15 protein-coding genes are annotated in these 15,161 nt (G+C 68.2%); 9 read left to right on the forward strand and 6 right to left on the reverse strand.

The genetic code is table 11. The annotated features are described in order from the left end of the window. The first annotated feature begins 59 nt into the window (after positions 1 to 59). The gene (locus H7J06_RS26420) at positions 60 to 404 is read left to right on the forward strand and encodes a DUF732 domain-containing protein (protein WP_264042469.1); all 345 of its coding nucleotides are present in this window, start codon (positions 60 to 62) and stop codon (positions 402 to 404) included. 120 nt (positions 405 to 524) lie between these two features. On the opposite strand, the gene H7J06_RS26425 is transcribed toward H7J06_RS26420, so the two are convergent. Both H7J06_RS26425 and H7J06_RS26430 read right to left on the reverse strand, forming a co-directional pair. Next, positions 525 to 3,014 carry a glycogen/starch/alpha-glucan phosphorylase gene (locus H7J06_RS26425; protein ID WP_264042368.1) on the reverse strand — a complete coding sequence of 830 codons (2,490 nt, stop codon included), beginning with the start codon at positions 3,012 to 3,014 and terminating at the stop codon, positions 525 to 527. Between the two features lie 70 nt (positions 3,015 to 3,084). After that, entirely contained in the window at positions 3,085 to 3,825 is a 741-nt protein-coding gene (locus tag H7J06_RS26430; RefSeq protein ID WP_264042369.1) for an SDR family NAD(P)-dependent oxidoreductase, read from the reverse strand. Between the two features lie 89 nt (positions 3,826 to 3,914). On the opposite strand from H7J06_RS26430, the gene H7J06_RS26435 reads away from it, so the two are divergent. From H7J06_RS26435 to H7J06_RS26450, 4 genes are read left to right on the forward strand one after another with little or no spacing between them, the layout of a single operon-like run. Next, positions 3,915 to 4,442, forward strand: a complete 528-nt coding sequence (locus H7J06_RS26435; RefSeq protein ID WP_264042370.1) for a hypothetical protein — start codon at positions 3,915 to 3,917, stop codon at positions 4,440 to 4,442. Between the two features lie 2 nt (positions 4,443 to 4,444). Beyond that, the gene (locus H7J06_RS26440) at positions 4,445 to 5,518 is read left to right on the forward strand and encodes an NAD(P)H-dependent amine dehydrogenase family protein (protein WP_264042371.1); all 1,074 of its coding nucleotides are present in this window, start codon (positions 4,445 to 4,447) and stop codon (positions 5,516 to 5,518) included. Position 5,519: 1 nt separating this feature from the next. Further along, positions 5,520 to 7,241, forward strand: a complete 1,722-nt coding sequence (locus H7J06_RS26445) for an Hsp70 family protein (RefSeq protein ID WP_264042373.1) — start codon at positions 5,520 to 5,522, stop codon at positions 7,239 to 7,241. 10 nt (positions 7,242 to 7,251) lie between these two features. After that, on the forward strand, positions 7,252 to 9,009 hold the full coding sequence (locus H7J06_RS26450; protein WP_264042374.1) for an acyl-CoA dehydrogenase family protein: 1,758 nt from the start codon (positions 7,252 to 7,254) through the stop codon (positions 9,007 to 9,009). Between the two features lie 3 nt (positions 9,010 to 9,012). Here the strand turns inward: H7J06_RS26450 and H7J06_RS26455 are convergent, their stop codons facing one another. Then, positions 9,013 to 10,092: a class I SAM-dependent methyltransferase gene (locus tag H7J06_RS26455; RefSeq protein WP_264042375.1), complete on the reverse strand. Its 1,080-nt coding sequence runs from the start codon at positions 10,090 to 10,092 to the stop codon at positions 9,013 to 9,015. A gap of 49 nt (positions 10,093 to 10,141) precedes the next feature. Here H7J06_RS26455 and H7J06_RS26460 point away from each other — a divergent pair, with 49 nt between their 5' ends. Next, positions 10,142 to 10,870: an SHOCT domain-containing protein gene (locus H7J06_RS26460; RefSeq protein WP_264042376.1), complete on the forward strand. Its 729-nt coding sequence runs from the start codon at positions 10,142 to 10,144 to the stop codon at positions 10,868 to 10,870. Here the strand turns inward: H7J06_RS26460 and H7J06_RS26465 are convergent. Continuing rightward, complete coding sequence (locus H7J06_RS26465) at positions 10,867 to 11,307, reverse strand: MarR family winged helix-turn-helix transcriptional regulator (protein WP_264042377.1); 441 nt, start codon at positions 11,305 to 11,307, stop codon at positions 10,867 to 10,869. The two genes, H7J06_RS26460 and H7J06_RS26465, sit on opposite strands and share 4 nt — an antisense overlap. 46 nt (positions 11,308 to 11,353) lie before the next feature. Here H7J06_RS26465 and H7J06_RS26470 point away from each other — a divergent pair, with 46 nt between their 5' ends. Together H7J06_RS26470 and H7J06_RS26475 are read left to right on the forward strand one after the other, a co-directional pair. Further along, positions 11,354 to 11,872, forward strand: a complete 519-nt coding sequence (locus tag H7J06_RS26470; protein WP_308205838.1) for a phenolic acid decarboxylase — start codon at positions 11,354 to 11,356, stop codon at positions 11,870 to 11,872. Positions 11,873 to 11,876: 4 nt separating this feature from the next. Then, positions 11,877 to 12,641 carry an alpha/beta fold hydrolase gene (locus H7J06_RS26475; RefSeq protein WP_264042378.1) on the forward strand — a complete coding sequence of 255 codons (765 nt, stop codon included), beginning with the start codon at positions 11,877 to 11,879 and terminating at the stop codon, positions 12,639 to 12,641. On the opposite strand, the gene H7J06_RS26480 is transcribed toward H7J06_RS26475, so the two are convergent. Beyond that, positions 12,638 to 13,270, reverse strand: a complete 633-nt coding sequence (locus H7J06_RS26480; protein ID WP_308205835.1) for an MBL fold metallo-hydrolase — start codon at positions 13,268 to 13,270, stop codon at positions 12,638 to 12,640. The two genes, H7J06_RS26475 and H7J06_RS26480, sit on opposite strands and share 4 nt — an antisense overlap. After that, the gene (locus H7J06_RS26485; protein ID WP_264042380.1) at positions 13,267 to 14,352 is read right to left on the reverse strand and encodes an S-(hydroxymethyl)mycothiol dehydrogenase; all 1,086 of its coding nucleotides are present in this window, start codon (positions 14,350 to 14,352) and stop codon (positions 13,267 to 13,269) included. The genes H7J06_RS26480 and H7J06_RS26485 overlap by 4 nt, the downstream gene beginning before the upstream one ends. A gap of 41 nt (positions 14,353 to 14,393) precedes the next feature. Here H7J06_RS26485 and H7J06_RS26490 point away from each other — a divergent pair, with 41 nt between their 5' ends. Beyond that, complete coding sequence (locus H7J06_RS26490; protein WP_264042473.1) at positions 14,394 to 15,161, forward strand: dioxygenase family protein; 768 nt, start codon at positions 14,394 to 14,396, stop codon at positions 15,159 to 15,161.

The raw sequence follows: 15,161 nt of genomic DNA on the forward strand, positions 1-15,161 counted from the left end.
AGGATCCGGCTATGAAGGCCTTGACGCGTTTTGGACTGTCTGCGGTGGCGGCGTGCTCGATGGTGGTGGGTGCGGTGGCGCCGGCGAATGCCGATCCGGACACCGACTTTGCCAATGAGTTGCACGTGTACGGGATCTACGGGCCCAAGGATTACAACGCGTGGATCGGGAAGATCGAGTGCAAGCGGTTGCGGACGGGGTTGGACGCCAATGCCGGTGAGGCGGCGGTGTTCTTGAAGACGAATTTGCCGCGGGGGACCTCGGAGCAGGCGATTTATCAGTTCTTGTCGGCGGGGATCAACTATTACTGCCCGGATCAGCGTCCGGTGGTGGACAGTTTGGCGGGGCAGCCGCAGGTCTCACCGGCGCCGGTCGGGGCACCCCTGCCCGCCGAGCAAGGCTGACGCTGCCCGGATCAGCGTCCGGTGGTGGACAGTTTGGCGGGGCAGCCGCAGGTCTCACCGGCGCCGGTCGGGGCACCCCTGCCCGCCGAGCAAGGCTGACGCCCACCCGCTCCCGACCCGTCAGATCTCGACGGTCACCGGCCGCACGTTCCAGATGTCGTCGCAGTACTGCGCGATCGCGCGGTCCGAGGAGAACTTGCCGCTGCGCGCGGTGTTGAGGATCGACATCCGTGACCAGGTGTCGCGGTCCTGCCACGCCGCGGCGACCTCGTCCTGGCAGTTCACGTACGCGGCGTAGTCGGCCAGGACGAGGAACGGGTCGTCGTGCAGGAGGTTGTCCACCAGCGGCCGGAACACCTCGACGTCACCATGGGAGAACTGTCCCGAGGAGATCAATCCGAGCACGGTCTTGAGCTCGTCGTTCTCGTCGACGTAGCTCGACGGACGATATCCGTTGCGCTTGACCGTCTCGACCTCGTCCTCGGTCAGACCGAACAGGAAGAAGTTCTCCGGCCCGGCCTCCTCGCGGATCTCGACGTTCGCACCGTCCAGCGTCCCGATGGTCAGGGCGCCGTTCATCATGAACTTCATGTTGCCGGTGCCCGACGCCTCCTTGCCTGCCGTCGAGATCTGCTCCGAGAGGTTCGCCGCCGGGTAGATGAGGTGCGCGTTCTGGACGTTGAAGTTGGGGACGAACACCACCTTCATGAACTTGTTGACGTCCGGATCGTTGTTCACGGTCTCGCCGACGGCGTTGATCAGCTTGATGATTCGCTTGGCCATGAAGTAGCCGGGGGCGGCCTTGCCGCCGAACACGTAGGCGCGCGGCGCGACCTCCAGCGTCGGATCCATCTTCAGCCGGAAGTACTGCCTGATGATGTGCAGGACCGACAGGTGCTGGCGCTTGTACTCGTGGATGCGCTTGACCTGGATGTCGAACATCCAGCTGGGGTCCAACTGCACGCCCGTCGCGGTCTGCAGGAAGTTGGACAGCCGAGCCTTGTTGGCGCGCTTGACCTCTCGCCACTGCTGCCGGAACTCGGGATCGTCGACGAAGGCCTCCAGACCACGCAGGCGCTCGAGGTCGGTCAGCCAGCCGTCGCCGATGGTGCCGTCGAGCAGGCCGCGAAGGCCGGGGTTGGACAACGCCAGGAAGCGCCGCGGCGTGACGCCGTTGGTCTTGTTGGAGAACCGCTCCGGCCACAGCTCGTAGAAGTCCTTGAGCACGCTGGCCTTCAGCAGGTCCGAGTGCAGTGCCGCGACACCGTTGACCGCGTGGCTGCCGACGGTGGCGAGGTAGGCCATCCGTACCGTCTGGCCGCCGTCCTCGCCGATCAACGACATGCGCCGCACCCGCTCGACGTCGCCGGGGAACTTCGCCCGCACCTCGTCGAGGAAGCGGCTGTTGATCTCGTAGATGATCTCGAGGTGGCGCGGCAGCGACTCGCCGAACAGGCCGAGCGGCCACTTCTCCAGAGCCTCGGGAAGCAGCGTGTGGTTGGTGTAGCCGAAGGTGGCCACGGTGATCGCCCAGGCCTCGTCCCACCCGAGGCGACGCTCGTCGACCAGGATGCGCATCAGTTCGGCGACACCGATCGACGGGTGGGTGTCGTTGAGCTGCAACGCAAAACGCTTCGGTAGCTCATGGAGCGACACGTCGGCGAGGTCGTCCATGATGTGCACCACGTGCTGCAGCGAGCACGACACGAAGAAGTACTGCTGCAGCAGTCGCAGGCGCTTGCCCGCCTCGGGCTCGTCGTTCGGGTACAGCACCTTGGTGACCGTCTCGGAGGTGACCTCCGACTCGACCGCCTTGTAGTAGTCGCCGGTGTTGAACGCGTCCAGGGCGAACGACTCGACGGCGCGGGCGCTCCACAGCGTCAGGACGTTGCAAGTGTGCACGCCGTAGCCCTGAATCGGCGTGTCGTAGGCGACGCCCTTGATGACCTGCTTGGGCACCCAGCGGATGCGGTCGGCGCCCGAGTCGTCGATGTAGTGCTCGGTGTGACCACCCCAGTTGACGGGGTAGTTCACGTCGGGTTTGGCGATCTCCCACGGGTTTCCGTTGGCCAGCCAGTTGTCGGTCAGCTCGACCTGCCACCCGTCGGAGAACTCCTGCCGGAAGATGCCGAACTCGTAGCGGATGCCGTATCCGATGGCCGGCCGCTCGAGGGTGGCCAGCGAGTCGAGGTAGCACGCGGCCAACCGGCCGAGACCGCCGTTGCCCAGACCGGGCTCGGGCTCGCAGGCGAGCACCTCGTCGAAGTCCTGACCCAGCGAGTCCAGCGCCGCGCGGGCGGCGTCCTCGATCTCGAGGTTCAGCAGGTTGTTTCCGAGCTGCGGCCCCATCAGGAACTCGGCGGACAGGTAGCAGGTGACCTTCGCGCTGCTGTCGAGTGACTGCTGCGTCGACGCGACGCGGTTGTCCTGCATGCGGTCGCGGACGGCGAGCGCGAGCGCGCGGTAGTAGTGGTCTGGCCGCAGCGCGGCGGCGGGCCGGCCGATGGTGTACCTGAGGTGGTCGGTGATCGCCACTCTCAGGTCCTCGGCGTCCAATCCGGACCGGAGATGGGAGGCTTCTTCTGCTGCTGTACTCACGACGTCGGTCACCGCGCGATTGTGGCAGCTACGCGTGCACGGCGCACTCGCAGTAATCGTCGTGCAGGTGAACGTCCGGTGCTCATCCCGCCCCCTTGCCGTTGTCGACGCGGTACACCGCGCCGTGGACGGCGGCGGCGTCGTCACTGGCCAGGAACGCAATGGTCTTGGCGACGTCGGCGGTCTCCATGAAGCCGCGGGGCGAGGCGATGCGCATGATCAAGTCCCAGTCGGCGTTCTCGGGTGCCTCGAATTCGGTGGCCTGTGCGGTCGGCATGCCGCCGGGGCAGACCACGTTGACCCGCAGCTTGTCCTTGGTGAACTCGACGGCCAGGGCGCGCGTCAGGCCCACCAGGGCGTGCTTGGCGGCGCAGTACCCCGCGGAGTAGACCTCGCCCTCGACCCCGGCGATGGAGGAGACGTTGACGATGTTGCCGCCCGCCTCCAGCAGGTGCGGCAGGGCGGCGCGACACAGGTAGAACGGGCCGTTGACGTTGACGGCCAGGTCGCGGTCCCAGTCCTCGTCCGACATCGTCGTCGTGTGGCGCATCTGGTGGAAGCCCGCGACGTTGACCAGGACGTCGAGCCTGCCGAACGCGGCCACGCAGTCGGCCACCGCCTGCGCGCACGCGGCGGAGGTCGTGACGTCGACGGAGGAGAACCGGCCGCCGGGCACGTCGGCGAACACCTCGGCCATCCGGTCGGCGTCGCGGGCGATTCCGAAGACCGTGGCGCCCCGCTCGGCGAACACTCGCGCCGTCGCGGCGCCCAAACCCGTCGACGCCCCGGTGATCAGCGCGACCTTCCCAGTCAGATCAGTCATGAGTGGACCCTCTCACGCTCCACGGCGCCGGTCGGTGCGCATCGGGCAAACCGCTGACTTCCACCCCGCTGCACTGCGATACTCCGGGAATGACGATCGCCCGGGTGCTCGCCGTCGCCGCAATCCTGTTCACCTCGACGCTCGGATTCGCGGGTAGTGCCAGCGCGGATCAGGTCATGGAGGGGATCTACGGCTACGACCAGGGTGACATCCACGCGAAGTGGACCATCTACCCCAGCTGTGTTCCCACGGTGGGTGACCTGCGGGACAACCTCGAGCTTCCGGTGGCGTGCCGGCTGCACGTCTCGCCGAACTCGCCACGGGTCAGCGGTGGTGACGCCCGCCTGACCGGCGGGCAGTGGGCGTTCTCCACCAACATCAAGGAGGGTTTCCAGTGCGCGGACGGCAGCTGGGCACCCGTTCAGGAGACCTACAAGTTCGACGACCTCACGATGACCGGCACCCGGTCGGTCAGCAATAGCGCCGCGTGCAACGGCCAGGTCGGCCCGAAGATCGTCGTCTCACCGTTCACCCTCGCGTTCGACGGGCCGCTGCCCATCCCCGTCGACCGGTATCCGCTGTATTGCGATCCGGGCGGCCTCAAGAGGTGCCGCTGACGATGAGCAAGCGAATCGTGGTGTGGGGCACCGGCTTCGTCGGCAGGATGGTGATCGCCGAGATCCTCAAGCATCCGTTCTTCGACCTCGTCGGCGTCGGCGTGAGCAATCCCGAGAAGGTCGGCCGCGACGTCGGCGAGATCTGCGGGCTCGGCACGTCGACCGGCCTGACCGCCACCGACGACGTCGACGCGCTCATCGCCCTGAAGCCGGATGCGGTGGTGCACTACGGACCGACCGCCGCGCACGCCGACGACAACATCGCACTCATCACGCGGTTCCTCCGGGCCGGCATCGACGTCTGCTCGACGTCGATGACGCCGTGGGTGTGGCCCAAGATGCACCTCAACCCGCCCAACTGGATTCAGCCGGTCACCGACGCCTGCGACGAGGGCGGATCGTCGTGCTTCACCACGGGCATCGACCCCGGTTTCGCCAACGACCTCTTCCCGATGACGCTGATGGGGCTGTGCTCGGAGGTCCGCACGGTCCGGGCGTCGGAGCTGCTCGACTACACCAACTACGAAGGCGACTACGAATTCGAGATGGGCATCGGACGGCCGCCCGAGCACCGGCCGCTGCTCGAGACGCCGGACATCCTCGTCTTCGCTTGGGGTGCAACGGTTCCAATGATCGCCCACGCCGCGGGCATCGAGCTCGACGAGATCACGACCACGTGGGACAAGTGGGTCACCCCCGACGAGCGCAAGACCGTCAAGGGCGTCATCGCGCCGGGCAACGTGGCCGCCGTTCGCTTCACGATCAACGGCGTCTTCAAGGGCGAGACGCGCATCCAGCTCGAGCACGTCAACCGCATCGGCGCCGACGCCGCGCCGGACTGGCCGTCGGGCAGCGAGAACGACGTCTACCGGGTCGACATCGAGGGCACGCCGAGCATCTTCCAGGAGACCGCCTTCCGGTTCACCGACGGATCCGGACGCGACGCCGCGGCGGCGGGCTGCCTCGCCACTGGCCTGCGCGCCCTCAACGCGGTGCCGGCCGTCAACGACCTGCCGCCGGGCTGGGTGACCCCACTGGATCTGCCCCTGATAGCTGGACAAGGCACAATTCGATGACGTGGCAGACGGTATAGGGCTCTCGGTCGGTGCCACCGCTTTGCGGGCGGTGGCAATAGGCCGGTCGGCGGTGACCCGGTCGCCGGTGCTCACGCGGTATCCGCACCGGCCCGCCGAAGTCGGCGTACCCAGCGAAAACCCCCACCTCACCGATCGCGGCTTGATCATCACCGACTTCGTCGACCGCGTTGGCGACCCGGTCCCCATCGTGGCCGCCGACGGATCCTCCCACCGTGCCGAGGCCCTCGTCGCCGAGGCGCTGAGGTCCCTGCTGGCGGCGCTGACGGGCGGGCGGCCACCCACCGAGGCGGTCGGGGTCACCCACCCGGCGCACTGGGGACCGGCCGCCGTCGAGGCCCTGCGCCGCGAGCTCGACGGGATGCCCCTCGGCTCGGACGCCGTCGCCGCGCTCGTCGCCCTGCAGGACGATCCCGGCGTGCCGAGCCGCGGCGTGATCGCGCTGTGCGACGTCGGCGGAACCGGTACGAGCATCACCCTGGCCGACGCCGCCAACGGGTTCGCGCCGATCGGCCCGACGGTGCGGCACACCGACTTCTCCGGCGACCTCGTCGACCAGGCGCTGCTGACCCGGATCGTCGGCGATCTCGCGGCGGCGGGATCGGTCGACCTGTCGTCGACGTCGGCGATCGGGAACCTGAACCGGTTGCGCGGCCAGTGCCGGGCAGCCAAGGAACGTCTGTCCACCTCCACCGTCGCGTCGGTCTCGGTCGACCTGCCCGGGCGGCAGTCCGAGGTGAGGATCACCCGCGCCGAACTCGACGAGGCGATCCGCGAACCGCTTGGCGGGTTGCTGGACGTCATCCAGGACACGTTGCAGCGCAGCGGAATTCGACCACTTGACTTGGCCGCAGTGGCCACCGTCGGCGGCGGCGCGCTCATCCCGGCCCTCGTCACGTCGCTCTCGGAACGGCTGCGGGTGCCCGTCATCACCTCCGCCCGGCCCGAGCTGGTCGCCGCGATCGGGGGCGGGCTCTCCGCGGCGCGCGGGCTGGTGCCCGACGGCGCGACGGCGATGGCTCCCGCTGCCGTCGCCCCGATCGCACCGCTGCCACCCGTCGACCAGGCCGCCCCGGCGTCGTCGACCTTTCGCGCCCTGGCGTGGTCGGACGCGGACGACATTCCCGAACCCGACCCGGTGACCGAGAGTCCCGACGACGGTTACCTCGACCCGCGGCCGCCGATCGCGTTCGTCGACGACGAGGACGACGCGCGCGTGGCGGCCGCCGTGCCCTGGTATCGCCGGCCCACCGGGATCATCGCCGTCGCCGTCGTCGCGGCGCTGCTGGCCATCGGCGTCGTCCTGTATCTGCTGTTCCGAGGCGAGGACTCGCCGCCCGCCGCCCCGGCGACCACCACTCAGGCCCCGGGGCCGTCGACCGAGGTTCCCCCGCCGTCCTCCGAGGCGCCGGCGGAGGTGCCGTCGGAGCCGAACCGCACGGTGATCGAGCAGGCGCCCCCACCGCCTGCGGTGACGGTGACCCAGGAGGCGCCGCCCCCGCCGTCGACGACCGAGGCGCCCCCACCGCCGTCGACGACCGAGACCCCGCCGCCGACGACCACGACCGAGGCGCCACCAACCACGACCACCCAGCCGCCGCAGACGAGCTCGACCACCCAGGCGCCGGCCATTCCGACGCTGCCCTACCAGACCATCCCCGGTCTGCCCTTCGTTCCGTCACCGTTCCAACCGCAGCAGCCCTAGGCTCGGGGGCATGACTGCTGCTCTGCCCCGCACCGACGGCTTGCTGTTCAACCCGCACCACTACGACGCGTCCGAGTTCGACGCCGAGACGCGTCGCCTGCTGCGCGCGACGATCGACTTCTTCGAGGGCCAGGGCAAGAAGCGCATCCTCGACGACGACCTCCGGGCCCAGTGGCCCGCCGACTTCGTCGAGTTCGTCAAGCGCGAGAAGCTGTTCGCGACCTTTCTGACGCCGTCGGAATTCGCCGACGGAAACCCCGACAAGCGATGGGACGGCGCTCGTAACGCCGCGCTGGCGGAGATCCTCGGCTTCTACGGACTGACCTACTGGTACACCGAGCAGGTCACCATTCTCGGCTTGGGCCCGGTGTGGCAGAGCGAGAACAAGGACGCGAAGCTGCGTGCCGCCGACGACCTCGAGGCGGGCGAGGTGATGGCGTTCGGGCTCTCCGAGCGCGAACACGGCGCCGACGTCTACAGCACCGACATGGTGCTGACCCCGGCCAGTGAGGAGGACGTCGCCAACGGCATCCTCTACCGAGCGTCGGGGGAGAAGTACTACATCGGCAACGGCAACGTCGCGAGCCTGGTCTCGGTCTTCGGTCGGCGCGGCGACGTCGAGGGACACGACGGGTACGTGTTCTTCGCCGCCGACAGCCGTCACGAGAACTACCACCTGATCGACAACGTGGTGCACATGCAGATCTATGTCAGCACGTTCCGCCTGGAGAACTATCCGGTACGTGCCGAGGACGTGCTGCACACCGGGGTGGAGGCGTTCAGCGCCGCCCTCAACACCGTCAACGTCGGCAAGTTCAACCTGTGCTCATCGTCGATCGGGATGTGCGAACACGCGTTCTACGAGGCGATCACCCACGCGCAGAACAGGATTCTGTACGGCAACCCCGTCACCGACTTCGGCCACGTGCGCGCCAACTTCGTCGACGCCTATGCGCGGATGATCGCCATGAAGGCCTTCAGCCGGCGGGCGGTCGACTACTTCCGCAGCGCCAGCCTGGAGGATCGGCGCTACCTGCTGTTCAACCCGATGACCAAGGCCAAGGTCACCATGGAGGGTGAGACCGTCGTGCGGGCGCTGCACGACGTGGTCGCCGCCAAGGGGTACGAGAAGAACACGATGTTCCGCGAGGTCGCGCAGCTCATCGGATGCCTGCCGCGGCTGGAGGGCACGGTGCACGTCAACGTGGGCCTGGTGCTGAAGTTCATGCCGAACTACATGCTCAACCCCAAGGAGTACCCGGCCGTTCCGACCCGCAACGACGCGGCCGACGACACGTTCTTCTGGAACCAGGGGCCCACCCGTGGGGCGGGTGCCATTCAATTCGCCGACTGGACACCGGCATACGAGCAGCACGTCCACGTGCCCAACGTCGGCGTCTTCTACGAGCAGGCTCAGGCATTTCGGGAGATGCTGCTCGCGGCCGCACCCGATGCCGACCAGGCCAGGGACCTCGACTTCATGCTCAACGTCGGACACCTGTTCTCGTTGATCGTCTACGGTCAGCTGATCCTCGAGCAGGCGGCACTCACCGGTCTGGACGACGACGTCGTCGACCAGATCTTCGGCTTTCAGGTCGACGACTTCAACTCCTATGCCATTGCGCTGCAAGGCAAGCCGACGTCCACCCCGGCGCAGCAGGAGTGGGCGCTCGGGGCCGTCCGCAAACCGGTGCCCGACGCTGCGCGGTTCGATCGCGTGTGGGAGCGGGTCAAGGCCTACGACGGCGCCTACGAAATGGCGCCCTGACCGTCAATGGTGCGGGCGCCGCTGCTTCTCGATGACGACGGCCGCCAGCGGGATGCGCACCTCGGCGGGGGCGGCGGCCAACCGCTGGGCCACCCCGGTGGAGAGCCGGCCGACGAAGTCGGAGCGGCGGTCGGCCGGCAGGGTGGCGGCCAGGGTCGGGAAGGCCGTCCCTCGCAGGAACGCTGCCCATTTGGCACCGAATTCGTTGGCCTTCTTGTCGATTCGATACTGAGACCAGAACCTGTCGTCACCGTGGAACACCTCGAGGTGTTGGACGGAGAGCTTCTCGAAGGTGCCCGACGGGGCGAAGGGCGACAGGAAGTCGCGAGCGCGGCGCCCGGCGATCGGGATCGACATCGCCGTCGACTCGTCGTCGCTCAGCACTTGGCGCTCGACCAGTTCGGCGAGTGTCTCGGCGATGGCGTCGAGCAGGGGCCGGTAGCCGAAGTCGCCGTCCTCGTCGATGGCCATGGTCATCACCACGAGACGTCCGCCCGGACTGAGCTCGCGTCCGCGGAACGCGACGAATTCGTGCCAGTCGCGCGCGGCCTGGCGTTCGTAGGCGGCCCGCACCTCCCCGTCGCGGCTGTGCGCCACCAGCAGGTGGTCGGGGATCGGCGTCGGAGTGCGCGACAACCATTGGGTCGACCAGGCCGACCAGGCCAGGTTCACGCTGTTGGAGGGAACGATCTGGCCGTAGAACGACCGGCCGACCGCGGAGGCGAACGCCGCCTTGTCCTTCTTCAGGTACGTGTCGGGATCGTCGCTGAGGGTGCGGAACAGCTGGGCGAAGTCGTGGCCGGGCACGTCGGTGTGGGTCACCAGGATGGAGTGCTCGGGCCGGGTCCGCTTGCGTAGCACGGCGATCGCCGCGCCGACGGGCACCAGCGAGTTGTGTCCGGTCGCGGCGCCGTAGTCGGCGATCACGATGGGCCGTGGCGACTGGGGGAGGGGAACCGATGCCGCGGCGTCGGCGAAAAGTGCTGTCGCCCGGCGCAATCCGGCTGCCTGCAGGCGCGACGCAGCGGTATAGGAGGCGCTGTTCATCGGCTCCGGACGCACCACCGCGCTCGATTCGGGCATACCGTAAACGGTAACCCCTCTGCGGCTTCGACGTGGAAGACTGCGAGCCATGAGGAGCGCGACCGGGCCACGGATACCGACCATCGTCGCCGTGGTGACGATGATCGTGGCCGGGGTCGGGTTCGTCGCCGCGCTGATGCTCAACGCCTTCGTCTTCGACGAATACGACGCCTACGGCGAGGTTCCCATCCCCGGGTCGAGCCGTCTGGAGTTGCCCGCGGGCCAGGTGACGGTGACCTTCCACACCGTGTTGGTCGGCGGCGGCGGCAACGGGCTGCCCGTCCCGCCGCTGACCTATCGGATGACGGGACCGGACGGCGTCGACGTGCAACTCGCCGAGGACTACGGCGGGACGACGACGGTCAACAACGACGCTCGGGTTCGCATCGGATACGTCCACCTCCCGGTCGCCGGCACCTACGACGTCGAGCTCAACGGCAACGTCAGCGCGTACCTCAACCCCTCGCTCGCGTTCGGTCACGGCAGCAGATACGGCCACCTGCCGTGGATTCTGGCGGCAGTCTTCGGCTTGGCCGTCGCCTGTTTGATCGTCGCGCGGGCCTGGACGGTCAGGGTGCGGCGCAGTGGTCTCGACGCGCCGCAGTGGGCGGCGGACGACGGCGCGCCGGCACCGATTCGGGCCGTGCCGAGCCCCGCGTCCTCGGAGGACGCCATCCGGGCGCACACGCTGGAAACGCTTGCCCGGCTGCGTGACTCGGGCGCCTTGACTCAGGACGAGTACGACGCGGAGAAGAAGAGGGTGCTGGAGGGCCGCTAGCGGCCGGATTCGGAGAGGATCGACCGTAGCTTCGCCAGAGCGGGAACCGCGGCCGCCACGGCCGCTCGTTCGTCGGGGTCCAGTTCGTTCATCGCCGCGGTCAGGATCGCTTCGCTCGAAGCGTCGTAACGGCGCAGGAGCTCCAACGCCGTCGCGGTTGCGGTGACGTGGACGCGGCGGGCGTCGTCGACGTCGCGGGCCAGTTCGATCAGGTGCGCCCGCTGCATCGTCTTCATCAGGTTGCTGACCGTGGGGCGGGCGAGTCGGAGTTGCTCGGCGATCGCCGGCGGCCCCAACCCAGGGGTGTCGGCCACGGTGCGCAGCACTTCGATGTGGGTCTCCGGGAGATCGGGGAGGTCCTCGGCCAACCGGGTCGCGCGCAGTACGGCGCGGCGCAGCGGGCCGAGCGTGCGCGAGAGCGCCGCGGCATTCGACAATTATGTTCCTAACAAACCTAGTTTGTTCTAAACTGAAATCGTGAGCATCGACGACACTACCGACAGTGACCGCGCCTCGGACATAAACGGGCTGGTGGGACACCGTTTCATCTACACCTACGCCAACGGGTGGCAGTACGAGATGTACGTCAAGAACGCCACCACCATCGACTACCGGATCCACACCGGTCACGTCGGCGGCCGGTGGGTGCGCGATCAGACGGTCGACCTCGTAACCCTCGCGCCGGAGGTCTACAAGATCTCCTGGACCGAGCCCACCGGAACGAGCGTCGTCGTCAACGTCATGCCAGCGCTGCGACGGCTGCACGGCACGATCTTCTTCCCCGAGTGGATCCGCCTCGACGGGTCCAAGACCGTCCTGTTCCAGAACGAGCACCTCGACGAGATGCGGGCCTACCGCGACGCCGGCCCGACCTACCCGATCTACGTCGTCCCGGAATTCGCCGACATCACCTTGTTCGAGTACGTGGGCGCCGACGACCAAACCATCGTCGCCGCGGCGCCTGCCGACCTGCCGCCCGGTTTCGCCGACCGGCGGAACTGACGCCGTGACGGAGAAGCCGCCGCTGCTTCTGCTGCACGGTGTGACGATGTCAGCCGCCGCGTGGGACGGCGTCGTGCCCCTGCTCGCCGACCGCTTCGACCTGATCGTGCCCACCGCCGCCGGCCACCGCGGTGGGCCAAGGCATCAGGGGCGGCCGACCATCGCAGCCCTGGTCGACGCGACCGAGGCGCTGCTCGACGAGCGCGGGTTGGCCACCGTGCACGTGGCGGGCAACTCCATGGGCGGGTGGATCGCCGTCGAACTCGCCCGCCGCGGTCGGGCCCGATCGGTGTGTGCCTTCTCGCCCGCGGGCTTCTGGACCGCAGGCGAGAGCGACGAAACCCACGCCACCGGTATGATTCGCCGCACCCAAAAGATGGTCGCGGCAACGCGATTCGTTGCTCCGGCCGCTCTGGGGGTGCCGGCGATTCGCCGGTTGGCGATGCGCGACGTGGCGGAGCGTGCCGACCGCCTCACCCGTCGCCAGGCCGTGGAGTCGACGCGCGACCTACTCGGGTGCGACGTCGCCGACGACCTGCTGGGCACCACCGAACGGGTGGAGCCGTTGGGTCACACGTGCCCGATCACCATCGCCTGGGCGGACGGTGACCGCATCTTCCCGCCCGAGGTCAACGGCGTGACCGCGCGCGAGCGAATCCCGCACGCGCACTTCGTCATGCTCCGCGGCGTCGGCCACGTCCCGATGATCGACGATCCCGAACTATGTGCCCGGACCATCGTCGACGCGACCGAGCGCGACGCAGACTAACTCCCGTTCTTGACCCACTCGTCGTAGTTGACCAGCTCGTCGCCGATGACCGTGGTGTCGCCGTGGCCGGTGTAGACCACGGTGTCGGCGGGCAGCGTGCCGAGGCGTTCGGAGATGGACGCCAGGATGGTCGGGAAGTCGGAGTAGGACCGGCCCGTCGCACCCGGTCCACCGCTGAAGAGGGTGTCGCCGCTGAACACCGCACCGAGGTCGGGGGCGTACCAGCAGACCGATCCCGGCGAGTGGCCCGGCGTGTGCAGCGCCCGCAGTTCCACGTCGCCGGCCCGCAGCACCAGGCCGTCCTCGACACCGCGAAAGTCCTCGTCGGGGTGCGTCATTCGCCACAGCACGTCGTCGGCCGGGTGCAGCAGGACCGGGGCGTCGAGGGCGTTGCCGAGTTCCGGGGCGACGGTCACGTGGTCGTTGTGACCGTGGGTGCACACGACGGCGACCACGTTGCGGCCCGCGACGGCCTCGACGATGGGCTCGGCGCTGTGGGCGGCGTCGAAGACCACTACGTCCTTGTCGTCACCGACGATCCAGATGTTGTTGTCGACGTCCCAGCTGCCGCCGTCGAGCTCGAAGGTGCCGCTGGTGACCAAACGTTGAATGTTCTTGGCGGCACTCACAGGATCACGACCGAGCGCAGGACCTCGCCGGCGTGCATCTTGTGGAAGGCGTCCTCGATTCCGTCCAGGCCGATGCGCTCGGAGACGAACTTCTCCAGGGGAAGTCGGCCCTGGCGGTAGAGGCTTATCAGGGTGGGGAAGTCACGCTCGGGCAGGCAGTCGCCGTACCAGGAAGACTTCAACGAGCCACCGCGGGAGAAGAAGTCGACGAGCGGCATCTCCAGCGTCATGTCGGGCGTCGGAACGCCGACCAGGACGACGGTGCCCGCCAGGTCGCGGGCATAGAACGCCTGCTTCCAGGTCTCCGGGCGACCCACCGCGTCGATGACGACGTCGGCGCCGTTGCCGCCGGTGAGGTCCTGAATGGTCTCCACGACGTCGAACTCCTTGGCGTTGACCGTGTGGGTGGCGCCAAAGTCGCGCGCCCAGTTCAGCTTCTGCTCGTCCATGTCGACGGCGATGATCATCTTCGCCCCGACGAGGGCGGCCCCGGCGATGGCCGCGTCCCCGACGCCGCCGCAGCCGATGACCGCGACGGTGTCGTCACGGTTGACGTTGCCGGTGTTGATGGCCGCACCGATGCCGGCCATCACACCGCAGCCGATCAGGCCCGCGACCGCGGGGTCGGCCTCGGGGTCGACCTTGGTGCACTGCCCTTCGTGGACGAGGGTCTTGTCGGCGAACGCGCCGATCCCCAGGGCGGGGGTGAGCTCGGTGCCGTCGGTCAGGGTCATCTTCTGGGCGGCGTTGTGGGTGTTGAAGCAGTACTGGGGGCGACCGCGCTTGCAGGCGCGGCACTGCCCGCACACCGCGCGCCAGTTGAGCACCACGAAGTCGCCGACCTCGACGTTGACCACGCCCTCGCCGATCGACTCCACGGTGCCGGCGGCCTCGTGGCCCAGCAGGAACGGGTATTCGTCGTTGATGCCACCCTCGCGGTAGGTGAGGTCGGTGTGGCAGACCCCGCAGGCGATGACGTCGACCACGACTTCGCCGGGACCGGGGTCGGGGATCACGATGTCGACCAACTCGACAGGCTGCTTCTTGGACCGGGAAATGACACCACGCACCGTCTGACTCATGGCCTACAACCTAGCCGCCGAGGTGTCATCCTTGGTCGGTGATCCCCGCTCTCTTTCTGTCTCACGGTGCACCGCCACTCGTCGACGACGAGAGGTGGGTGTCGCAGTTGGTGGGGTGGTCCGCCGAGCTGCCGCGACCCGAGGCGATCCTGGTGGTGTCCGCCCACTGGGAGGCGGCACCACTGACCCTTGGCTCGACCACTACCAAAACCCCGCTGACACATGACTTCTGGGGTTTCCCGCAGCGCTACTACGACGTGACCTACGACGCGCCGGGTGCGCCCGAATTGGCTCGTCGGGTGGAAGCGTTGATGCCCGACGGTGAGACCGTCGCCCACGACCCCAACCGCCGACTGGATCACGGCGCCTACGTGCCGCTGACGGTGATGTATCCCGAGGCGGAGATCCCGGTGCTGCAGATGTCGATGCCGACGCTCGACCCCCACCGGCTGCTGGAGCTCGGTGCGCGACTGCGACCGCTGCGCGAGGAGGGCGTGCTGGTGATCGGATCCGGATTCACCACGCACGGCCTGCCGTTCCTGACCGATCCGTCCCCGAACGCCGCGGCACCGGGGTGGTCGCGCGAATTCGACGCCTGGGCAGCCGAACGATTCACCGCGGGCGACCTCGACGCGCTCCTGGACTTCCGCGCCAAGGCGCCGGGCATGCCGTACGCGCATCCGACCGTCGAGCACTTCGCGCCGTTGTTCGTCGCGCTCGGGGCGTCGGCGGATCCCGAACAAATTCCGACGCAGGTGGTCGACGGGTTCTGGATGGGTTTGGCGAAGCGGTCGCTGCAATTGGTCTGA

The organism is Mycolicibacterium hodleri (assembly GCF_025822245.1).
Lineage (GTDB): Bacteria > Actinomycetota > Actinomycetes > Mycobacteriales > Mycobacteriaceae > Mycobacterium > Mycobacterium hodleri.